The organism is Rhodococcoides fascians A44A (genome assembly GCF_000760735.1).
GTDB lineage: Bacteria > Actinomycetota > Actinomycetes > Mycobacteriales > Mycobacteriaceae > Rhodococcoides > Rhodococcoides fascians_E.
In genome coordinates this window covers 223,459-243,158 of the sequence record NZ_JMEX01000005.1, presented here as the reverse complement: position 1 = coordinate 243,158, position 19,700 = coordinate 223,459, and the positions used below count along the sequence as shown (strand labels likewise).

Here is a 19,700-nt window from a genome sequence, read left to right as displayed (position 1 = left end):
GTCGCGTCTTGACGCCCCATGACGCTCTGTGATCGGTAGGGTGAAGGTCCGAGCAGGTACTGCGATGACGTAAGGAGGTCGACGACTATGGCTCAGGAGCAGACACGACGCTCTGGCGGTGGTGACGGCGACGACGAGGTTCCCGGCGAGGCCGGTGGCGGTCAGGAACGACGCGAGAAGTTGGCCGAAGAGACCGACGACCTCCTCGACGAGATCGACGACGTGCTCGAGGAAAACGCCGAGGACTTCGTCCGCGCCTACGTTCAGAAGGGCGGCCAGTGACGGTGGATCGCAGCGCGAACCCCTCGGCGGCCGATTTTCTGCCGGCGTTCGGCTCGCATCACTCCTCGTTCACCGACCATCTGCGTGATCACGCCCCGCACCTCCTCCCCGAGAGCCGGATGCAGTTTTCCGGCGGTCTGGACGAGCGGGGCCTCACGAGCGACCGCGGAGGAAACCCGGTGCACTCGGACCTGGCACCGCACGGCACGACGATCGTGGCGGTGACGTACGCCGGTGGCGTGCTCATCGCCGGTGATCGCCGTGCCACGCAGGGCAATCTGATTGCCAACAGAGACATGCAGAAGGTGTTCGTCACGGATGAGTTCTCGGCGGCCGGCATCGCCGGAACGGCGGGTATCGCCATCGAACTCGTTCGTCTGTTCGCGGTCGAACTCGAGCATTACGAGAAGATCGAGGGCGTGCCGCTGACGTTCAACGGCAAGGCGAACAAGCTGTCGTCGATGGTGCGGAGCAACCTCGGTGCGGCAATGCAGGGTCTGGCCGCGGTGCCGTTGCTCGTCGGTTTCGACGTGGACATCGCAGATCCCGATCGCGCCGGTCGCATCGTGTCCTACGACGTCGTCGGCGGACGTTACGAAGAACGGTCGGGGTATCACGCGGTCGGGTCGGGTTCGCTGTTCGCGAAGTCGGCACTCAAGAAGCTCTACGCCCCCGGGCTGAGCGAGGACGACGCGTTGCGGGCGGCCGTGGAGTCGCTGTTCGACGCGGCGGACGACGACTCCGCGACGGGTGGACCTGACGTGACCCGCGGGATCTACCCGACCGCGGTGACCATCACCAGTGTCGGCGCCGACGAAGTGGCCGAGGATCGCATCTCGGCCGCAGCTCGCGCCGTCATCGCCGACCGCACGATCGAAGGGGGGACTGCGTCATGACCATGCCGTACTACGCGTCGGCCGAGCAGATCATGCGCGATCGCTCCGAGCTCGCGCGCAAGGGTATCGCCCGCGGTAGAAGCGTCATCGTGCTGTCCTTCGCGGACGGGGTGCTGTTCGTGGCGGAGAACCGGTCGTCGGCGCTGCACAAGGTGAGCGAACTCTACGACCGCCTCGGGTTCGCCGCGGTGGGGAAGTACAACGAGTTCGAGAACCTGCGCAAGGCAGGCATCCTCCACGCGGACACCAAGGGTTACACCTACGACAGGCGCGACGTGACGGGTCGATCTCTGGCGAAGACGTACGCTCAGGCGCTCGGAACCATCTTCACCGAACAGCTCAAGCCGTACGAGGTGGAGATCTGCGTCGCCGAGGTGTCCCATTCCGACGAACCGGTCGCCAGCCAGCTCTACCGGATCACCTACGACGGATCGATCGTCGACGAGCAGGACTTCGTCGTCATGGGTGGCACCACCGAGCCGATCGTCACCGCCCTCAAGGAGTCCTACCGCACCGGGCTCGACTTGGCCTCGGCTGTGAAGATCTCGGTTGCCGCACTCGAGGCGGGCGCAGCACCGGCTGCGTCGCCGGCGGGACAGGGCGGCACGGAGCCGGAGAAGAAGGTGCTCGAGGTCAGCGCTCTCGAGGTCGCCGTGCTGGATCAGGGACGGCCCCGGCGGGCGTTCAGGCGCATCGCCGGAGCTGCGCTGCAGGACATGCTTCCTCGGCGCGACGCCGCCGACCAGGAACCCACGCCCGGGCAGCCGAGAGTGGAGCCCGCGGAATGACCTGAGTAGTGCCGGGAGTGGAGCCCGCGGAATGACCTGAGTAGAGCCGGGAGTGGAGCCAGCGGAATGACCTGGGTAATCCCGGGAGTGGAGCCCGAGGAATGACCTGAGTAGCGCCCTGCCTTCATCTTCGGGAGCCTGCGGCCTCGTGTTCTATCGATCTCGGTAGAGCGCGAGGCCGTTCTCGTCGACGCCGAATTCGAATGTGCGACCGTCTGCGGTGACTTCGCCGTCGGTGGCGAGCGCGACTTCGGGGCCTTCGACGGCGACCTTCAGCGAGTGAACCGACGAGTGGACGTAGGTCGACGACGATCCGAGCGTTCCGGTGAGTGCCGCCAGAACGAGCCGGGTACGAGACAGGAACGGAGTCGACGGCAGATACCTCAGGTCCAGCGTGCCGGAACCTATCGAGGGCCTGGACATCGGAACCCGGTCCGTGGGCGCGTACTGGCCGTTCCCGACGAACAGCATCCACACTGCCTGCCGACGGCCGTCCAACTCGATCTGCATCGGCTGGGCGCGGCCGAGTACTCGTACCATCGCGACGGCAGCAGCAGGCCATTTACCGATGCGGTCCTGCAGCTTCTCCCGCAGCCGCACGGAGTCCGGGTATCCGCCGAACGTCGCAGTGTTGACGAACGAGATCCGATCCCGGCCGTCGACGACGACGTGGGCGAGATCGACACGATCGGCGGTTCCGTTCTCGATGCTGCGTGCGGTGGCGGCGACATCGGCGACCCCGGCGTCGTGAGCGAAATGGTTGAGAGTTCCTCCCGGGAACACCGCGAGTGGGAGGTCGTGCCGCACGGCGGATTCCGCGACGCTGACGATTGTCCCGTCCCCGCCGCACACGCCGAGTGCCGTGGGCGACGTCGCGGCGATACGCTCCTCGAGTTGCGTGGTGAAGTCCCCGTCGGTGTCGGGCCGGAACAGGTCGGCGTCCGGCAACAAGCGTCGGATGTCGTCCTCTATCGTGTCGTCGGAACCGGATCCGGGGTTGATCATGATCAGCATGTTCTTGCCGCGCGGAAGCTGCGGCGCCGCAACGGATCTGCCGAGCTCGGCAGGTTCTTCCGTGCGTACGGCCCACCACCGCCGCGTCGACAACGCAATTCCGGCACCGAGAGCGGCACCGGCGACCACATCCGTCGGCCAGTGAACTCCGGTGTGCACCCGTGAATAGCACACCGCCGCGGCCACCGGCGCCAAAGCAGCTGCAGCGAGCGGAGATTCGAGCGCCACGCCGGTGACGAACGCAGCCGCCGACGCCGAATGGCCGGAAGGGAAAGAAGACGACACAGGCGGTGACAACACTCGACGGACGAAAGGGGTCCGCTCGAAACCAGGACGGCTACGGGGAAACGCAGGCTTGAGGACGCCGTTCGCCAATGCACTCGCTGCCGCCACGGCCAACAACCCGCGTACCGCGCCGCGACGAGTCGGACCCCGCTTGCTCGCCAACACTCCCGACGCGGCGATCCACAAGCCACTGTGGTTCGCCGCAGTGCTGAGGTTTCGGAGAATCGGATCGGCGACGGATGCACGACTGGCTGCGGTTCGGTCGAACAATCTGACATCCCAGGCGTGGATGCGATCGGGCAAGGAGGGGGATGTCTCGGTCACCACCCCAGCCTAGAGCCGGTCGTTCCTGCCGGCTCCACTCCCGGCTCACTGGGTCGTTCCTGCCGGCTCCACTCCCGCCCTGCCAGGTCGTTCCTGCCGGCTCCACTCCTGCCTTTCTGGGTCGTTCCTGCCGGCTCCACTCCTGCCAGACAGCCCGCGGAAACCGACACAATTTCACCGTGCGTCGTTCGGACGCTCCATCGGCGCGTCTGCGTTGTACTGTCGAAGTGTGCAGCGACGAATCATGGGCATCGAGACCGAGTTCGGTGTCACCTGTACCTTTCACGGGCACAGGCGGCTGAGCCCGGACGAGGTGGCCCGCTACCTCTTCCGCCGGGTCGTGTCGTGGGGCCGTAGCTCCAACGTGTTCCTCCGTAACGGTGCGCGCCTGTACCTCGATGTCGGGTCGCATCCCGAGTACGCGACGGCCGAGTGCGACAGTCTGCTGCAGTTGGTCACTCACGACAGGGCCGGTGAACGAGTCCTCGAGGACCTGCTGATCGACGCCGAGCAGCGGCTTGCCGAGGAAGGTATCGGCGGGGACATCTATCTGTTCAAGAACAACACCGACTCGGCCGGCAATTCCTACGGCTGCCACGAGAACTACCTGGTCCAGCGAGCGGGAGAGTTCTCGCGGATTTCGGATGTGCTGCTGCCGTTCCTCGTCACTCGCCAGCTCATCTGCGGCGCCGGGAAGATTCTGCAGACGCCCAAAGCCGCCACCTTCTGCCTGTCGCAGCGCGCCGAACACATCTGGGAAGGTGTGTCGTCGGCGACCACCCGGTCACGTCCCATCATCAACACGCGCGACGAACCGCATGCGGACGCCGAGAAGTACCGCCGGTTGCACGTCATCGTCGGTGATTCCAACATGGCCGAGACAACCACGATGCTCAAGGTCGGTACGGCCGCTCTCGTGCTCGAGATGATCGAGGCCGGGGTCTCCTTCAGGGACTTCGCGCTGGACAACCCCATCCGCGCGATCCGCGAGGTCAGTCACGATCTGACCGGTCGACGGCCGGTTCGCCTCGCCGGCGGACGGCAGGCCAGTGCACTCGAGATTCAGCGTGAGTACTACGCCAGGGCGGTCGAACATCTGAAGACGCGCGAGCCCAACACTCAGATCGAGCAGGTCGTGGACCTGTGGGGTAGGACTCTGGACGCGGTCGAAGCCCAGGATTTCGCCAAGGTGGACACCGAGATCGACTGGGTCATCAAGCGAAAGTTGTTCCAGCGCTACCAGGATCGGTACTCGATGGAGTTGTCCGACCCGAAGATCGCGCAGCTCGATCTGGCCTATCACGACATCAAACGGGGTCGCGGGGTGTTCGACCTGCTCCAGCGCAAGGGTCTTGCGAAGAGGTTGACCGAGGACGAGCAGATCGACGAGGCTGTCGATCTGCCTCCCCAGACGACACGCGCAAAGCTCCGCGGGGAATTCATCACCGCCGCGCAGGATGCGGGCCGCGATTTCACGGTCGACTGGGTTCACTTGAAGCTCAACGACCAGGCTCAACGCACCGTTCTGTGCAAGGACCCGTTCCGCTCCGTCGACGAGCGAGTGGAGCGGTTGATCGCGTCGATGTAGTGGTCGCAGGCGCGCGATGCGACCGAAGCGACTCGGACGGTTAGGGTTCTTGGGGTGGCGATCACCAAAGTCGAACGATTGATGAATCTCGTCATCTGTCTGTTGTCGACACGTCAGTTCGTGACGGCCGAACGGATCAGGGACAGCGTCGCGGGTTACGGAGACTCGGGCAGCGACGAAGCCTTCAGTCGGATGTTCGAGCGTGACAAGAACGAACTCCGTGACCTCGGCGTACCCCTCGAGACCGGGATCTCTGCCGGGACGTTCGGCGTCGAAGGCTATCGAATCAACCGTGATGCCTACGAGCTCCCGGAGATAGATCTCTCGCGCGAGGAAGCGGCTGCGGTCGCGGTCGCGGTGCAGTTGTGGGAATCTCCGGAATTGACCTCCGCGGCGCAGAGCGCGTTGGTCAAGCTGCGCGCCGCCGGAATCCAGGTCGATCAGGAAGACTCGGCGGCGTCGGTGACGGCGGTTCCGGCTCGTACCCGCGGATCTGAACCTGCCCTCGGCGCTCTGCTCGCGGCAATCGACGCGGGCCGGTCGGTGAAGTTCCAGCACCGCAGCTCGGCTACGGATCCGTACACGACCCGCACCGTCGAACCGTGGGGTGTGGTCACGTTTCGGGGCCGGTGGTATCTGGTCGGACACGACGTCGATCGCAACGACACCAGGACGTTCAGGTTGTCGCGTATCGGCGACGACGTCACGACGTTCGGTCGGGCGGGAAGTATCCGCAAACCCGACGACGTGGACGTTCAGTCCATTGTCGCGCGCGTGGCCGGAACCGCCGAGGTCAACGGAACTGCGACGGTGTGGGTAGCCGAGGGTGGAGCGGTGGAGCTCCGCCGGATGGGGACGGCAGTGGAGGATCGCATGATCGGTGGACGTCCCGGGTCGGTGATCCGGATTCCCGTCCGTTCGTGGGAGTGGGTCGCCCGGTCGATCGCCGGACACGGGTCCGACGCGGTGGTGCTCGAACCCGCCGAGCTTCGATCGGATGTCATCGCGACCCTTCGTTCGGTTGTTCCGGCGGTCGGGCGATGAGCGCGAGACTGTCGGTCCGGCTGGCGCGGCTGCTGAACATGGTTCCGTTCTTCCTCGCCAATCCAGGCCTGAGCGCCGAGGAAGCTGCGCGCGAGCTCGGGGTGTCCACGTCGACGCTGATGACCGATCTGAACCAGCTCTGGATGTGCGGGCTGCCCGGTTACGGGCCGGGTGATCTGATCGATCTGTCGTTCTCCGAGGAGAGCATCGAAGTCACGTTCTCGGCGGGTATCGACCGCCCTCTGCGACTGACGTCCACCGAGGCGACGGCGTTGCTCGTGGCGTTGCGGTCGCTCACGTCGATGCCGGGCATGGTCGACCCGAGCGCGGCCCAGAGCGCCATCGCCAAGATCGAGCAGGCCGCCGGTTCGGCGAGCGCGAACGTTCCGGGAAACGTCAGCGCCGAACCCGCGGACGACCGTCCCGAGAGCCCGATCGCGACCGCTGTCCGCTCCGCTCTGCGCAGCAAGCACGCTCTGGAACTGACGTATTACTCCGCGTCGCGTGACGCCGTGTCCGAGCGCGTCGCGGATCCGATCCGAACGGTGTCGATCGACGATCACAGTTACCTGCAGGCGTGGTGCCGCAGCGCGGAAGGTGTGCGTCTGTTCCGGTTGGACCGCATCGATCGGGCCGTGGAACTCGAGGTGCCGTCGACACCGCCGGAGGGAGCGAACGAGGACGACAGCTTCGAGATATTCAACGACGACGCGTCCCTGCCTCAGGCGCGACTGCGCGTACTGCCGAGTCACGCGTGGATTCTGGACTATTACCCGATGACTCTGGTGGACACCGAGGACGACGGATCGCTCGTGGTGACGATGAGATTTGCGACACCCGCGTGGATGACGCGTCTTACGCTGGGGTTCGGCGAAGGCGTGCAGGTCCTGGGTCCGCCGGAACTTCGGCGTAGCGTCGAGAACAGGGCCGCCGAGGCGTTGGCGGCGTACGACGACGTCATGTCGGGAAAGTCCGGTGTGAACGCACCGTAAACGTACGGCGACGAGGGAGTCCACGTGGCGAAACGTCGGGTAGGCTCGAGTCATCTGATCTTGGGAGGTAGAACATGGGAGCCATGAGCCCGTGGCACTGGGCCATCGTTGCTTTGGTGGTCGTCATTCTGTTCGGTTCGAAGAAGCTGCCCGACGCAGCACGCGGTCTCGGTCGCTCGCTCCGGATCTTCAAGAGTGAAGTCAAGGAAATGCAGAACGACGGCAAGTCCGATACGCCGGCAACACCAGCGCCGAATCGGATCGACTCGCAGGCCAGCGATATTCACGCCACAGGCAGCGTGACGTCGCAGCCGGACTCCAAGTCCGCCTGACGCGACATCGTGGTAAACCGGGGTGCTGACCAGCACCCCGGTTCACTGCTGAGCGAAGACAGAGTATGCGAATTCCGTTCGATCCGAGGCGCAGCAAGCGCCGTTTGAATCCCGACGGCACCATGTCGTTGGTCGATCATCTCTACGAGTTGCGCACGCGACTCATGTGGTCGCTTCTCGCCATGGCAGTCACCACGGCCTTCGGCTTCTTCTGGTACTCCCACACGATTCTCGGTATCGAGAGTCTCGGCGATCTTCTTCGCGGCCCGTACTGCTCGCTCGATCCGAGTCTTCGAGCGGACCTCAGCGGCAACACGAGCGGTGTCGACGAGTGTCGGTTGCTCGCGACCGGTCCGTTCGACCAGTTCCTGTTGCGGTTCAAAGTCGCATTCACGGCGGGCGTCGTGCTCGCTTGCCCCGTCTGGCTGTATCAGATCTGGGCGTTCGTCACGCCTGGCCTCTACAAGCAGGAGCGTCGCTACGCGGTCTCGTTCGTGACCTCCGCTGCCATCCTGTTCGTCGGCGGAGCCGTGCTGGCGTACTTCATCGTCTCCAAGGGCCTGCACTTCTTGCTGTCCATCGGTGACAACGTGCAGATAACGGCGCTGAGCGGCGCCCAGTACTTCGGCTTCGTCATCAATCTGCTGATCATCTTCGGCGTGAGCTTCGAAATCCCGTTGCTCGTCGTGGCCTTGAATTTCGTCGGTGTACTCACGTACGAGCGCCTCAAGGCGTGGCGACGCGGACTCATCATGGGTCTGTTCGTGTTCGCGGCGATCGCGACACCCGGCCAGGATCCGTTCTCGATGCTTGCCCTGGCTCTTGCACTCACGCTGCTGTTCGAGATGGCGGTGCAAGTAGCGCGCATTCACGACAAGCGTAAATTGCGGAAGAGAAAAGATGATTGGGGTGATGTATCCGATGACGAAGCATCGTCGATCGAGTCCGCTGGTCCGCTTGCATCCCCGATTTCGGTCACTCCTCCGAAGCAACCCGAGCGGGATTTCACCGACACGATCTGACGTGATCGTGTGACGGTGTCGACGTCCGAACTGCAGCGATTCGCGGGGCACCTCGATTTTCCGTTGGATCGTTTCCAGGTGGACGCGTGCACCGCGCTGGAATCCGGGCACGGGGTCCTGGTCTGTGCTCCGACGGGCGCGGGCAAGACGATCATCGGCGAGTTCGCCGTCCACCTTGCGCTTGCCGCGGGTCGAAAGTGCTTCTACACCACACCGATCAAGGCGCTGAGCAACCAGAAGTTCGCCGAACTCACTGCCCGCTACGGACGTGACACGGTCGGTCTGCTCACGGGCGACTCCAGTGTGAACGCCGATGCCCCCATCGTGGTGATGACCACCGAGGTCCTGCGGAACATGCTGTACGCGTCGTCGGATGCGTTGCGTGGACTCTCGCACGTCGTGATGGACGAAGTTCATTACCTCGCCGACCGTTTTCGTGGCGCAGTGTGGGAGGAAGTGATCCTGCACCTGTCGCAGGATGTACGGCTGGTCAGTCTGTCCGCGACCGTCAGCAACGCCGAGGAGTTCGGCGCGTGGATGGAGACCGTCCGCGGCGACACCACCGTGGTGGTCGACGAGAACAGGCCGGTTCCGCTGTCTCAGCACATCATGGTGGGAAGGCGGCTGTTCGATCTGTTCGACAGCCGGGCCCAGAGCGGAGAAGGATCGGCACGGCACGTCGTCGACAAGGACCTCGTTCGCTACGTGAAACAGCGTCAATCGCTCGACCACGTCGATCGATGGCAACCACCGCACGGCAGGGGACGAGGCCGTGGCCGCGCCGGCGGTTCCAGCATGGCCAATCGTCCGCTCCCGCGTCCGGAGGTCATCTCCAAGCTCGACGAGGAAGGACTTCTGCCTGCGATCACGTTCATCTTCAGCCGGGCCGGATGCGACGGTGCGTTGACGCAGTGCCTTCGGTCCCGGTTGGTGTTGACCACGCCTGAGCAGGCCGAGGAGATTCGCTACATCGTCGACAAACACACCGCCGAGCTGCCGAGGGAGGATCTCGAGGTTCTCGGATACTGGGAGTGGCGTGAAGCCCTCGAGCGCGGCCTCGCGGCCCATCACGCGGGCATGCTGCCGGTGTTCCGCCACACGGTGGAGGAACTGTTCGTCAAGGGCCTGGTTCGCGCCGTGTTCGCGACCGAGACCCTTGCCCTCGGCATCAACATGCCTGCGCGCACCGTGGTTCTCGAGAAACTGGTCAAGTACAACGGTGAATCTCACGCGGAGTTGACCCCGGGGGAGTACACCCAGCTCACCGGCCGTGCCGGTCGACGCGGAATCGACGTGGAAGGACACGCTGTCGTGCTGTGGCAGCCGGGAACCGAGCCGACGGAGGTCGCCGGTCTCGCATCCACCCGTACGTTCCCGCTGCGCAGTTCGTTCCGCCCGGGATACAACATGTCGATCAATCTGATCGAGCAGTTCGGTGCCGCCGAATCGCGGACGCTGCTGGAACGGTCGTTCGCACAGTTCCAGGCAGATCGATCGGTCGTCGGTCTGGTCCGTGGGATCGACCGCAACGGCAAGACCCTCGCAGGACTGTTGGAACGGCTCGGCGGCGTCGACGGCGAGTATTTCGAGTACGCGAAACTGCGGGAGCGACTCACCGAGCGTGAGCGGCTGCTCGAGCGTCAGGGCAGGCAGGACCGGCGAGATCAGGCGGTCGAGTCACTGCTCGAGCTCAAACGAGGCGACGTCGTCTCGGTTCCGAGCGGTAAGCGCGCCGGATTGGCCGTGGTGTTGGAATCCGACGACGACCGGGTCGATCCCCGACCGCTGGTGTTGACCGAAGATGCGTGGGCCGGACGATTGTCGGCGGCGGACTTCCCGTCAGCCGCGTACGCACTCGGTCGTATGCGGCTGCCGAAGTTCATCGACCACCGCACTGCTCGCACGCGGCGCGACCTGTCGGCGGCATTGCGGTCGACGGGCATCTCGGCTCCGTCGGATCGGCGTCGGCGCAAGTCGACGGCAGCAGACGACAGTGAACTCGCCACGCTCCGTAGAAGTCTTCGATCGCATCCGGTTCACTCGCGCTCGGACCGGGACGAGCTCGGCCGCGTCGGTGAGCGCTACAACAAGCTGGCTCGTGACACCGAATCGATGCGTCAGAAAGTCTCCGCAACAACCAATTCGCTCGCGCGAACCTTCGACCGCATTCTGGCTCTCCTCGCGGAGCGCGACTACATCACCTCCGGTGCGGCGCCCACGGTGACCGAACACGGGGCGCGGCTCGGCCGTATCTACTCCGAGTCGGACCTGCTGGTGTCCGAGTGTCTGAGACAGGGTCTCTGGACCGGGCTCGCGCCGGCCGAACTGGCTGCGGTGGTGTCGGCCGTGGTGTTCGAGTCCCGTCAGGAGGTCGGCGACACCGTTCCTCAGGGCCCGACCGGGCCGATCCGTCATGCGCTGGGCGAGACGGTCCGCGTGTGGGGCGAGTTGCGGTCCGACGAGATTCGGCACAAGCTGCCGCAGACCCGCGAACCGGACATGGGATTCGTGAAGGCGGTCTACCGCTGGGCAAGCAATCACACGCTCGCCGACGCGTTGATGGCTGCGGGCGATCGCGGAAAAGCACTGTCGGGCGGCGACTTCGTTCGGTGGTGTCGACAGGTGATCGACCTGCTGGATCAGGTCCGGCTGGCGTCGCCGGATCCCGCGTTGTCGAAGGCGGCGGCGCGGGCGATCGCGGCGTTGCGCCGAGGAGTCGTAGCAGTCGACGCTGCGTAACCGTGTCCGATATGGTTGCTGCCGGTCAATCGAATTCACGTGGAGGCGAGATGAGCGGCCCGTACGGTCCGAACAACCCCGATGATCAGTGGTCGCGCGATCAAGGAAAGCCGGAGAGTGCCACCCCGGACACCGAGCAGTGGGGCCCGTCCCAGGACGGCGGAGCCACGTCGGCGTACCCAACTCAGGCTTATCCGGACGCGTCGGGCTCGAATCAACAGGGTTCGCAGGGACAGTATCCGCAGCAGGCGTACGGGCAGTACGGATACCCGCAGGGGCAGTACCCGGGCCAGCCGTACGCCCAGCAGCCGGGGCAGCAGCCAGGGTATCCCGGTCAGCCCGCTCAGCCGGGCCAGTATCCAGGCCAGACCAACACCCAGTACCCAGGCCAGCAGTACGGCCAGCCGGGGCAGTCCGGTCCGCAGCCGGGGCAGTATCCAGGCCAGCCGTACGGTCAGCCGAATGCCCAATATCCGGGCCAACCGTACGGTCAGCAGCCTGGCCAGCTGCCCGGTCAGTATCCGGGACAGCCGCAGTGGGGGCAGGGGCAATACCCCGGTCAGCCGCAGGGACCGGGCAATCAGTGGAATTCTGCCCAGCAGACACCCGGCGGTACCAAGTCGAAAACGCCGTACTTCGTGATCGGTGGTCTGGTGGCAGCCATCGTCGTGATCGGTGGAGCCGCGTTGGCATTCGGAGGTTCCAAGAATCTCGATCCCGCAGCTGCCGAATCCGGTGTCGAGGACATCGTGACCGGTACCTACGGTGCATCGTCCGTCAGCAACGTCTCGTGCCCCGACGGCAAGAAGATCGAGAAGGGAGCATCGTTCGAATGCTCTCTTCAGGTGGACGGTTTCGAGCGCACGGTGACCTTGACGTTCACCGATGACGACGGCACATACGAGGTCTCCCGCCCGCGTTGACGTCGAACGTCCGTCACGACCCGTGGGCCGGCCGCCGCATTCAGGACCCGTGGACCGACAGGGCTGCGGTGAGTCGGCCCACGGCGTTCTCGATTCCCAGTCGAGCGGCGAGTTCGGCCAGCTTGTCCGCGTCGGCGGGGACGGCCGGTATGACGTCGGACCTGGAGAGCACCACATCGGCGTCGCGGACGACACGGACCACCGGTAGCGCCGCATCGAGGTAGTCGGCAGCCGCGGCGAGTTTGGCCCGCACGCCCTGCGCCATGTCCGACGACGGGTCGAGAGCAGCGTCGCGCAGCGCAGCCACCGAGCCGTACCGGAGCATGAGCGTGGACGCAGTTTTCTCGCCGACACCTTTGACTCCGGGCAGACCGTCCGAGCTGTCCCCGCGCAGCAGAGCAAGCTCGGCGTAGGCGTCGCCTGCTCGATCCGCGGGCACTCCGTACTTCTCGGCCACCTCGGCGGGACCGAACAGTTCGGCTTTCGCCAGACCACGTCCCACGTAGAGGACTTTCACCTGATTGGGTTCGTCGGCTGCGACCTGAAGTAGATCCCGGTCTCCGCTGACGACCACGACAGGGTCGGTGCGCTCGCGCGCGGCGAGGGTACCCAGGACATCGTCCGCCTCCAGGCCCTCAGCGCCTGCAGTCGCAATGCCTGCTGCAGCGAGCACCTCCATGATCAGATCCACCTGGGGCGACAGGCTGTCCGGCACTTCCTCGCTCTCCGGTGTGCCCGGTGCAGCCTCGGCGACGCGATGAGCTTTGTACGACGGCACGAGGTCGACGCGGAACTGCGGTCGCCAATTCAGATCGAGGCAGACCGCGAGGCGACTCGGCTCGGTGCGGGCCATCAGCGCCGACACCATGTCGACGAATCCACGCACGGCGTTCACCGGTGTGCCGTCGGGTGCTGTAATCGATTCGGGCAGGGCGTAGTAAGCGCGAAACCACAGGCTGGCTCCGTCGAGAAGGAGCAGCGGCGACGATCCAGGGGCGGTCATGTGGATCATCTTGCCAAAACGTCGATAGCCTGTAGATCATGAGTTCCACTTCCGCACAGTCCCCAGCCAGATTCCCGTCGGAGACCTACGCGTCGCGACTTGCACGTGCCGCCGAATTCGCCTCCGAGGCCGGACTCGACGCACTGCTGATCTCGCCGGGGCCGGACCTTCGGTACCTGCTCGGCTCACAGGCGAGTTCGTTCGAGCGTCTGCTCTGCCTCGTCGTGCCGTCGAGTGGTGCTAAGCCGACGGTGGTGGTTCCGAGGATGGAGCTCGCCGCACTGAAGGACTCGGCCGTGGCCGACCTCGGGCTCGAACTCGCCGATTGGGTGGACGGTACGAGTCCGTACGACATCATCGCGGCGGCACTGCCCGAGGGCGCCACCACCGCAGTCGACGACGCGATGCCGGCGCTGCACTTCGTGCCCGTCGCCAACCGGCTCGGTGTCGTACCGGTTCTGGCCACGGACGTTCTGCGTCGACTCCGGATGGTCAAGGACGAGGCGGAGATCGACGCATTACGTCGAGCAGGCCAGGCCATCGACCGAGTCCATGCACGGATGGGGGATTTCCTGAAGGTCGGCCGCACCGAAGCCGACATCGCGGAGGATATCGCCGCCGCCATCCTGGAGGAGGGCCACACCGAAGCGGCCTTCATCATCGTCGGGTCCGGTCCGCACGGCGCCGATCCGCATCACGAGGTGTCCGATCGCGTGATCGAGGCAGGCGACGTCGTGGTCATCGACATCGGCGGGCCCGTGGCGCCGGGATACAACTCCGACTCGACTCGCACCTACGTCCTCGGCGATCCCCCCGCGGACGTCGCGGCGCAGTACGCCGTACTCGAGCGAGCACAACAGGCCGCCGTGGATCGGGTGCGTCCCGGTGTCTCGGCCGAGTCCGTCGATGCCGCAGCCCGGGAAGTCCTGACCGCGGAGGGCCTGGGCGAGGCGTTCCTGCACCGCACCGGTCACGGAATCGGCTTGTCCGTGCACGAGGAGCCCTACATCGTGTCCGGCAACGACATCGAACTCACCGAGGGAATGGCGTTCAGCGTCGAACCGGGAATCTACTTCCGCGGACAGTGGGGAGCCCGGATCGAGGACATCGTGATCGTCACCGCCGACGGGTGCGAGTCGGTCAACCTCCGCCCGCACGGACTCACGGTGCTGCCGGTGTCGTGAGCAGCGACCGCGACCCGAGCACACGTCGAACCGAAATTCGAATGACCACGCGTTCGGGATTCTCCCGGGGAACCCGGTACCGCACCGCGTAGCGGTTCTCGGCGTCGACCACGTCGTCGCGGTCGGTCAACACCTCCGAGGTGCCCTCCAGTGTCAACCACCGAGGGCCGTCGATCTGACTGACGGCCGCGTATCCGCCGCGGGAGGCGTTCAGTGCTTTCTGCGTCGCGCGTCCGGTGATGACTCGGGCGAACCCGCCGTCGGGATCCCAGGTGAATCCGACGGCGACCACGTGCGGAGTGCCGTCACTGCGCAAGGTGGTCAGCGTTGCGAGATGGCGTTCGGTGAGGAACTCCACGGCGTCGGGTGTCAAGGATGCGGGGGTGGTGACCATGATGCACACGGTAATCGGCCACAATGACCGTCGTGACGACCACTGCACCCGAAGGCACGGTTCTCGTTCTCGGCGGACGTAGCGAGATCGGACTCGAGCTCGCTACGCGTCTGGCGTCCGGCCGGACCGTCGTGCTTGCCGCACGCCGGAGCAACGACCTGACCGAACAGGTGGACGCGGTCGTGGCCGCAGGTGCGACCACCGTGGCGACGGTCGAGTTCGACGCCGACGACCTCGCGTCGCACGGCGCCGTGCTCGAGTCGGTCGTTGCCGAGCACGGGCCCCTGTCCACCGTCGTGTTGGCGTTCGGCATCCTCGGCGATCAAGCACGTGCCGAGAAGGATGCTGCTCATGCAGCGGCGATTCTGCACACCGACTTCGTTGCACAGGCCGCCGTGTTGACCCGGATCGCCACTGTCCTGCGCGCTCAGGGCACCGGCCGGATCGTCGTGTTCTCCTCCGTCGCGGGAGTGCGTGTGCGCAAGGCGAACTACGTGTACGGATCGGCCAAAGCCGGTCTCGACGGATTCGCGACGGGCTTGTCCGACGCTCTTCGAGGGTCGGGTGTCAGCCTGCTGCTCGTTCGCCCCGGTTTCGTCGTCGGTTCGATGACGAAGGGTATGACTCCCGCCCCGTTCTCGAGCACACCCGCACAGGTCGCCGACGCGGTGGCCGCGGCTCTGGGTGCCGGGAAGTCGAGGGTGTGGATTCCCGGCATCCTCGCGCCGATCTACTTCGCCGTCCGATTCGTTCCACAGTGGTTGTGGCGGAAGGCCCCTCGATGACCTCGCCGCAGGCGCAGCCCATCTCCGTCGTCGGAATCGGGGCCGACGGGTGGGCCGGACTCTCCGAGTCGGCACGGGTGATCGTCACGGAGGCCGATGTCGTGTTCGGATCGAGGCGCCAGCTCGACTCGACTCCGGTTCCGCCCGAGAAGGCGCGCCGGTGGCCGACTCCGCTCGTCCCGAGTCTGCGTACCTCGTTCGCGGAGTGGCACGGCCGAAGAATCTGCGTGCTCGCGAGCGGCGACCCGATGTTCCACGGAATCGGGGTGACGCTCGCCCGCGAATTCGGGGCCGCGAGATTGCATGTCGTTCCCGCTCCGTCCTCGGTGTCGCTCGCCTGCGCCAGGCTCGGTTGGGCGGTGCACGAGGTGGTCACCGTCAATCTCGTCAACACGGCGCCGAGCACTCTCGTCGCGGCGCTGGCGGACCGTGCACGCATCGTCGTCCTGTCGCGCGATCAGGACACGCCGGCAGCCGTGGCCGAAAAGCTGTGTGAGGCCGGCTATCCTGCGTCGTCGATGACCGTACTCGAGCAACTGGGTGGGCCGTCCGAGCACTCGGTGGCGGGTGAGGCCGGCTCGTGGAACCACTCGGCCGGAGATCCGCTGAACGTCGTCGCGATCGACTGCGTCGCCGACGACCGGTCGGGCCGGCTCACCCGAGTTCCGGGTCTGCCCGACGACGCCTACTCCGGCGACGGCCAGCTGACCAAAGCCGAGGTCCGAGCCTTGACCGTGAGTGCACTCGCGCCCGCGCCCGGTGAGCTGCTGTGGGACGTCGGGGGCGGCTCGGGTTCCATCTCCATCGAGTGGATGCGGACGCACCCGCGTTGTCGAGCAACGACTTTCGAATCCATTGACGCCAGACGAGCGCAGATCGACGCCAACGCGTCGGCGTTGGGAGTGCCGAGCCTTCGAGTACTCGGACGTGCACCTGCTGCGTTCGAAGAGGTACCCGACGACGTACCCGACGCCGTGTTCATCGGTGGCGGCCTGACGAGCGACGCCATGGTCGACGTCTGTTGGGAGCGACTTCGCGTGGGCGGGCGACTGGTTGCCAATGCGGTCACCGCCGAGTCGGAATCGCTGGTTCTTCACTGTGTTTCGAAGTTCGGCGGCTCCCTGCGCAGATTCCAGATCTACCGGGCCGAGGCGCTGGGATCGTTCACCGGCTGGAGGCCCCACATGCCCGTCACGCAATGGACAGCCGTCAAACGGTGAAGATCCTTCTGCTGGGCGGAACTTCGGAGGCTCGTTCGCTCGCCGCTGAGGTCCACGGCGATCCGTGCCTCGACGTCGTCTCGTCCTTGGCGGGACGTGTGCACGAGCCACAGCTGCCGGTCGGTTCGGCTCGGGTCGGAGGTTTCGGAGGTCCGGCAGGTTTGACGCAGTGGCTCGAACACGAGTGCGTCGACGTCGTCGTGGACGCGACGCACCCGTTCGCGACGTCGATGTCGTCCAACGCGCGCGAGGCCTCGCGCGCCACCGGTACACCGCTCGTCCGGCTCGTGCGCCCTGCCTGGACGCCGTCGGCGGACGACCGGTGGATTCGTGTCGGATCGGTCTCGGAGGCTGCCGAGGCAGTCGAACGCTTCTCCCGTCGGTCGTTTCTGACCATCGGGCGACAGAACGTCGATGCGTTCGCGTGGATCGAGCGCACCTGGTTCCTCGTCCGGAGCATCGATCCGCCCACCGGCGCACTACCGCCGCATCACGAGGTGCTGCTCGCGCGCGGCCCCTTCGCGGAGGCCGACGAAATCGAGCTGATGAGGGCGCATCGCATCGACACGATGGTGACGAAGAACAGCGGTGGAGCGATGACGGACGCAAAGTTGGCCGCAGCCCGTCGCCTGGGTGTCCCCGTCGTGATGATCGACCGACCTCGGGAAGCGGGGGCGGATTTCACTGCGGACTCCGTCGGAGCCGTCGTGGAGTGGCTTCGAGGCCACCACGTACGTCAGGGGTAACGACGAGAGGTGAACACCTGCCGGCCCGCGCCGGTCTCGACGACGTGCGTCTGCGAGGAGCCGACGATGAGCAGGCATCTCATGTCGACCTCGCTCGGGTCGAGGTCGACCAGTTCGACGACGCGAACCGACTCTTCGTCGCTGCCTACCGCACGCCCGATGACGACGGGAGTCTGCGGGCTGCGGTGTTCCAACAGCAGGTCTCGCATCTTCTCGACCTGCCACGTCCTGGACTTCGACGCCGGGTTGTAGATGGCGATGACCATGTCGGCGGCCGCTGCAGCAGTGATCCTGTTCGCGACCACGTCCCACGGTTTGAGGCGGTCGGACAGCGAGATGACCGCATAGTCGTGTCCGAGCGGCGCGCCCACCCGGCTCGCGACTGCATTCGCCGCTGTCATGCCGGGGACCACCCGTACCGGAACATCGGCCCACTGCGGTTCGGCCGCTACTTCGATCACCGCCGACGCCATGGCGAACACCCCGGGGTCACCGGACGAGACGACCACCACGCGCTTGCCTCGCTTGGCGAGATCGAGCGCGAACGCGGCACGCTCGGACTCCACTTTGTTGTCACTCGCGTGCCGAATCTGACCGGGTCCGAGCCTTACTCGGTTCAAGTACGTGACGTATCCGACGAGGTCGGTGGCGCGGGCGAGTTCTCGACGCACCTCCTCGGTCGTCCAGCAGTCTGCGCCCGGACCGAGTCCGACCACGGTTACCTCACCGACTGCACCGACCTCGACCTTCCCGTCCGCGGGTGTGGGGAACACGGCGTTGTTGGCCGGGCTCGGCACGACGACCATCGAGAAGTAGGGAACTGCCGACGGGTCGACGTCCGCGGCGTTCGAGACGCGTTGGCCCTCCGTGCTCGCGCGTTCGACGTATCTTGCTTCGTCCAACCTGCCCGCGTCCGTCAGCGCCTGCACGACAGTGGGGAAGGTGCGGCCGAGCTTCATGATCGCTGCGGCGTCGGTGGCCGCCAACCGCCGCGTCAATTCGTCCACGGGCAAGGTTCCGGGTAGAACCGTGAACACCTCGTCACGTTCGACGAGGGGAGTCTTGAGCGCTGCAGATGCCGCACTGACCGACGTCACGCCGGGTATCACCTCGACGTCGAAACGGCCGACGAGTCGTTTGTGCATGTGCATGTAGGAGCTGTAGAACAGCGGATCGCCTTCGGCGAGCAACGCGACGTCGCGACCGGCAGCGAGGTGGGCTGCCAATCGAGCCGCGGCCTCCTCGTAGAACTCGTCGATCGCACCCTGATATCCGCCCGGATGATCGGTGGTCTCCGTCGTGACCGGATACACCAGGTGCTCCTCGATCTGACCGTCACGCATGTAGGGTGCCGCGACGCCTCGTGAAATGCTTCGGCCGTGACGCGCGCTGTGGAACGCGATCACGTCGGCCGCCTCGATGACGCGGGCGGCCTTGACGGTGACGAGTTCCGAGTCGCCCGGGCCGATTCCGACACCCCACAGCTTGCCTGCAGCGACGCTCATTCTTCCTCGCTCGCAATGGCATTGACCGCTGCAGCGGTGATCGCACTTCCTCCACGGCGGCCACGGACGACGAGATACTCCACACCCAGTCCGGATGCGATGAGGTCCTCTTTCGATTCGGCTGCGCCGATGAAACCGACCGGGCCTCCGACGATGGCGGCGGGCGCGGGGGCACCGGCGGCGAGCATCTCCATCAGATGGAACAGTGCGGTCGGGGCGTTGCCGATCGCGACGACGGCGCCGTCGAGTCGGTCTCCCCACAACTCCAGTGCCGCTGCGGTCCTGGTGGTCCCCAGCTTGTCCGCGAGGTCGCGAACCCGCGGGTCGGACAGCGTGCAGAGGACCTCGTTGTCCGCGGGCAACCTCCGACGGGTGACACCCGCGGCGACCATGTTGGCATCGCACAGAATCGGGGCGCCGGACTTCAACGCTGCGCGCGCATCGCGGACGACGTTCGGCGTGGCGCCGATGACCTCGGTCAGATCGACCTCGCCGCTCGCGTGGATCATCCGCACGACGACCTGCGCGATGTCCGCGGAGAACGCCGACAGATCCGCCTCGGCCCTGATGGTTGCAAAGGACTGTCGGTAGATCTCCGCACCGTCGCGGATGTAGTCGTGCATGGCGTTCACGA

19 protein-coding genes are annotated in these 19,700 nt (G+C 65.7%); 14 read left to right on the top strand and 5 right to left on the bottom strand.

Translation table 11 applies throughout. The features are described from left to right. Positions 1–87 precede the first annotated feature (87 nt). Genes BH95_RS04950 through prcA form a run of 3 tightly spaced genes read left to right on the top strand, consistent with a single transcriptional unit; the run spans position 88 to position 1,966 of the window. On the top strand, positions 88–282 hold the full coding sequence (locus tag BH95_RS04950) for a ubiquitin-like protein Pup (RefSeq protein ID WP_019666269.1): 195 nt from the start codon (positions 88–90) through the stop codon (positions 280–282). Then, on the top strand, positions 279–1,178 hold the full coding sequence (gene prcB, locus BH95_RS04945) for a proteasome subunit beta (protein WP_019666268.1): 900 nt from the start codon (positions 279–281) through the stop codon (positions 1,176–1,178). Before BH95_RS04950 ends, prcB begins: the two co-directional genes overlap by 4 nt. After that, a complete protein-coding gene (gene prcA / locus BH95_RS04940; RefSeq protein WP_037181289.1) occupies positions 1,175–1,966 on the top strand; it encodes a proteasome subunit alpha in 792 nt (263 codons plus the stop codon). The genes prcB and prcA overlap by 4 nt, the downstream gene beginning before the upstream one ends. A gap of 153 nt (positions 1,967–2,119) precedes the next feature. Here the strand turns inward: prcA and BH95_RS04935 are convergent, their stop codons facing one another. Further along, positions 2,120–3,589, bottom strand: coding sequence for a bifunctional phosphatase PAP2/diacylglycerol kinase family protein (locus BH95_RS04935; protein WP_230595691.1), 1,470 nt, complete (start codon positions 3,587–3,589; stop codon positions 2,120–2,122). Positions 3,590–3,818: 229 nt separating this feature from the next. Between BH95_RS04935 and pafA the strand changes: the two genes are divergently transcribed. The 7 genes from pafA (at position 3,819) to BH95_RS04895 (ending at position 12,229) form a co-directional block, all read left to right on the top strand. Further along, entirely contained in the window at positions 3,819–5,177 is a 1,359-nt protein-coding gene (gene pafA, locus BH95_RS04925; protein WP_026347980.1) for a Pup--protein ligase, read from the top strand. 54 nt (positions 5,178–5,231) lie between these two features. After that, positions 5,232–6,221, top strand: a complete 990-nt coding sequence (locus tag BH95_RS04920; RefSeq protein ID WP_033189713.1) for a helix-turn-helix transcriptional regulator — start codon at positions 5,232–5,234, stop codon at positions 6,219–6,221. Further along, the gene (locus tag BH95_RS04915) at positions 6,218–7,213 is read left to right on the top strand and encodes a helix-turn-helix transcriptional regulator (RefSeq protein ID WP_037181287.1); all 996 of its coding nucleotides are present in this window, start codon (positions 6,218–6,220) and stop codon (positions 7,211–7,213) included. The genes BH95_RS04920 and BH95_RS04915 overlap by 4 nt, the downstream gene beginning before the upstream one ends. A 74-nt stretch (positions 7,214–7,287) precedes the next feature. Continuing rightward, on the top strand, positions 7,288–7,545 hold the full coding sequence (gene tatA / locus BH95_RS04910; protein ID WP_020110066.1) for a Sec-independent protein translocase subunit TatA: 258 nt from the start codon (positions 7,288–7,290) through the stop codon (positions 7,543–7,545). Between the two features lie 65 nt (positions 7,546–7,610). Beyond that, positions 7,611–8,567, top strand: coding sequence for a twin-arginine translocase subunit TatC (tatC, locus tag BH95_RS04905; RefSeq protein WP_019666260.1), 957 nt, complete (start codon positions 7,611–7,613; stop codon positions 8,565–8,567). Between the two features lie 9 nt (positions 8,568–8,576). Continuing rightward, a complete protein-coding gene (locus tag BH95_RS04900; RefSeq protein WP_037181285.1) occupies positions 8,577–11,306 on the top strand; it encodes a DEAD/DEAH box helicase in 2,730 nt (909 codons plus the stop codon). Between the two features lie 50 nt (positions 11,307–11,356). Continuing rightward, positions 11,357–12,229 (top strand): DUF4333 domain-containing protein, encoded by an 873-nt coding sequence (locus BH95_RS04895; protein WP_037181283.1) that lies wholly within the window; start codon positions 11,357–11,359, stop codon positions 12,227–12,229. Positions 12,230–12,269: 40 nt separating this feature from the next. Here the strand turns inward: BH95_RS04895 and BH95_RS04890 are convergent, their stop codons facing one another. After that, positions 12,270–13,241: a 5'-3' exonuclease gene (locus BH95_RS04890; protein ID WP_019666257.1), complete on the bottom strand. Its 972-nt coding sequence runs from the start codon at positions 13,239–13,241 to the stop codon at positions 12,270–12,272. Positions 13,242–13,270: 29 nt separating this feature from the next. Here BH95_RS04890 and BH95_RS04885 point away from each other — a divergent pair, with 29 nt between their 5' ends. After that, positions 13,271–14,416, top strand: a complete 1,146-nt coding sequence (locus tag BH95_RS04885) for a M24 family metallopeptidase (protein WP_020110063.1) — start codon at positions 13,271–13,273, stop codon at positions 14,414–14,416. On the opposite strand, the gene BH95_RS04880 is transcribed toward BH95_RS04885, so the two are convergent. Beyond that, positions 14,394–14,810 carry a PPOX class F420-dependent oxidoreductase gene (locus BH95_RS04880; protein WP_020110062.1) on the bottom strand — a complete coding sequence of 139 codons (417 nt, stop codon included), beginning with the start codon at positions 14,808–14,810 and terminating at the stop codon, positions 14,394–14,396. The two genes, BH95_RS04885 and BH95_RS04880, sit on opposite strands and share 23 nt — an antisense overlap. Before the next feature lie 23 nt (positions 14,811–14,833). Here BH95_RS04880 and BH95_RS04875 point away from each other — a divergent pair, with 23 nt between their 5' ends. Genes BH95_RS04875 through BH95_RS04865 form a run of 3 tightly spaced genes read left to right on the top strand, consistent with a single transcriptional unit; the run spans position 14,834 to position 17,561 of the window. Further along, positions 14,834–15,595, top strand: a complete 762-nt coding sequence (locus BH95_RS04875) for an SDR family NAD(P)-dependent oxidoreductase (protein ID WP_037142256.1) — start codon at positions 14,834–14,836, stop codon at positions 15,593–15,595. Then, positions 15,592–16,815: a precorrin-6y C5,15-methyltransferase (decarboxylating) subunit CbiE gene (gene cbiE / locus BH95_RS04870; RefSeq protein WP_176458835.1), complete on the top strand. Its 1,224-nt coding sequence runs from the start codon at positions 15,592–15,594 to the stop codon at positions 16,813–16,815. Before BH95_RS04875 ends, cbiE begins: the two co-directional genes overlap by 4 nt. Further along, positions 16,794–17,561, top strand: a complete 768-nt coding sequence (locus BH95_RS04865; protein ID WP_037181279.1) for a cobalt-precorrin-6A reductase — start codon at positions 16,794–16,796, stop codon at positions 17,559–17,561. The genes cbiE and BH95_RS04865 overlap by 22 nt, the downstream gene beginning before the upstream one ends. Here the strand turns inward: BH95_RS04865 and cobJ are convergent. Further along, positions 17,552–19,066, bottom strand: a complete 1,515-nt coding sequence (gene cobJ / locus BH95_RS04860) for a precorrin-3B C(17)-methyltransferase (protein ID WP_037181277.1) — start codon at positions 19,064–19,066, stop codon at positions 17,552–17,554. The genes BH95_RS04865 and cobJ overlap by 10 nt on opposite strands. Beyond that, positions 19,063–19,689, bottom strand: a complete 627-nt coding sequence (locus BH95_RS04855; protein ID WP_037181274.1) for a precorrin-8X methylmutase — start codon at positions 19,687–19,689, stop codon at positions 19,063–19,065. The genes cobJ and BH95_RS04855 overlap by 4 nt, the downstream gene beginning before the upstream one ends. Between the last annotated feature and the right edge of the window lie 11 nt (positions 19,690–19,700).

What these genes read in the sequence shown, in the direction of transcription:
- BH95_RS04950 (WP_019666269.1), top strand. Translation starts at nt 88, where the DNA reads ATGGCTCAGGAGCAGACACGACGCTCTGGCGGTGGTGACGGCGACGAC.
- BH95_RS04875 (WP_037142256.1), top strand. Translation starts at nt 14,834, where the DNA reads ATGACCGTCGTGACGACCACTGCACCCGAAGGCACGGTTCTCGTTCTC.
- BH95_RS04890 (WP_019666257.1), bottom strand. Translation starts at nt 13,241, where the DNA reads ATGATCCACATGACCGCCCCTGGATCGTCGCCGCTGCTCCTTCTCGAC.
- BH95_RS04915 (WP_037181287.1), top strand. Translation starts at nt 6,218, where the DNA reads ATGAGCGCGAGACTGTCGGTCCGGCTGGCGCGGCTGCTGAACATGGTT.
- prcA (WP_037181289.1), top strand. Translation starts at nt 1,175, where the DNA reads ATGACCATGCCGTACTACGCGTCGGCCGAGCAGATCATGCGCGATCGC.
- BH95_RS04880 (WP_020110062.1), bottom strand. Translation starts at nt 14,810, where the DNA reads ATGGTCACCACCCCCGCATCCTTGACACCCGACGCCGTGGAGTTCCTC.
- cobJ (WP_037181277.1), bottom strand. Translation starts at nt 19,066, where the DNA reads ATGAGCGTCGCTGCAGGCAAGCTGTGGGGTGTCGGAATCGGCCCGGGC.
- BH95_RS04865 (WP_037181279.1), top strand. Translation starts at nt 16,794, where the DNA reads ATGGACAGCCGTCAAACGGTGAAGATCCTTCTGCTGGGCGGAACTTCG.
- BH95_RS04885 (WP_020110063.1), top strand. Translation starts at nt 13,271, where the DNA reads ATGAGTTCCACTTCCGCACAGTCCCCAGCCAGATTCCCGTCGGAGACC.
- tatC (WP_019666260.1), top strand. Translation starts at nt 7,611, where the DNA reads ATGCGAATTCCGTTCGATCCGAGGCGCAGCAAGCGCCGTTTGAATCCC.
- tatA (WP_020110066.1), top strand. Translation starts at nt 7,288, where the DNA reads ATGGGAGCCATGAGCCCGTGGCACTGGGCCATCGTTGCTTTGGTGGTC.
- BH95_RS04895 (WP_037181283.1), top strand. Translation starts at nt 11,357, where the DNA reads ATGAGCGGCCCGTACGGTCCGAACAACCCCGATGATCAGTGGTCGCGC.
- BH95_RS04855 (WP_037181274.1), bottom strand. Translation starts at nt 19,689, where the DNA reads ATGCACGACTACATCCGCGACGGTGCGGAGATCTACCGACAGTCCTTT.
- cbiE (WP_176458835.1), top strand. Translation starts at nt 15,592, where the DNA reads ATGACCTCGCCGCAGGCGCAGCCCATCTCCGTCGTCGGAATCGGGGCC.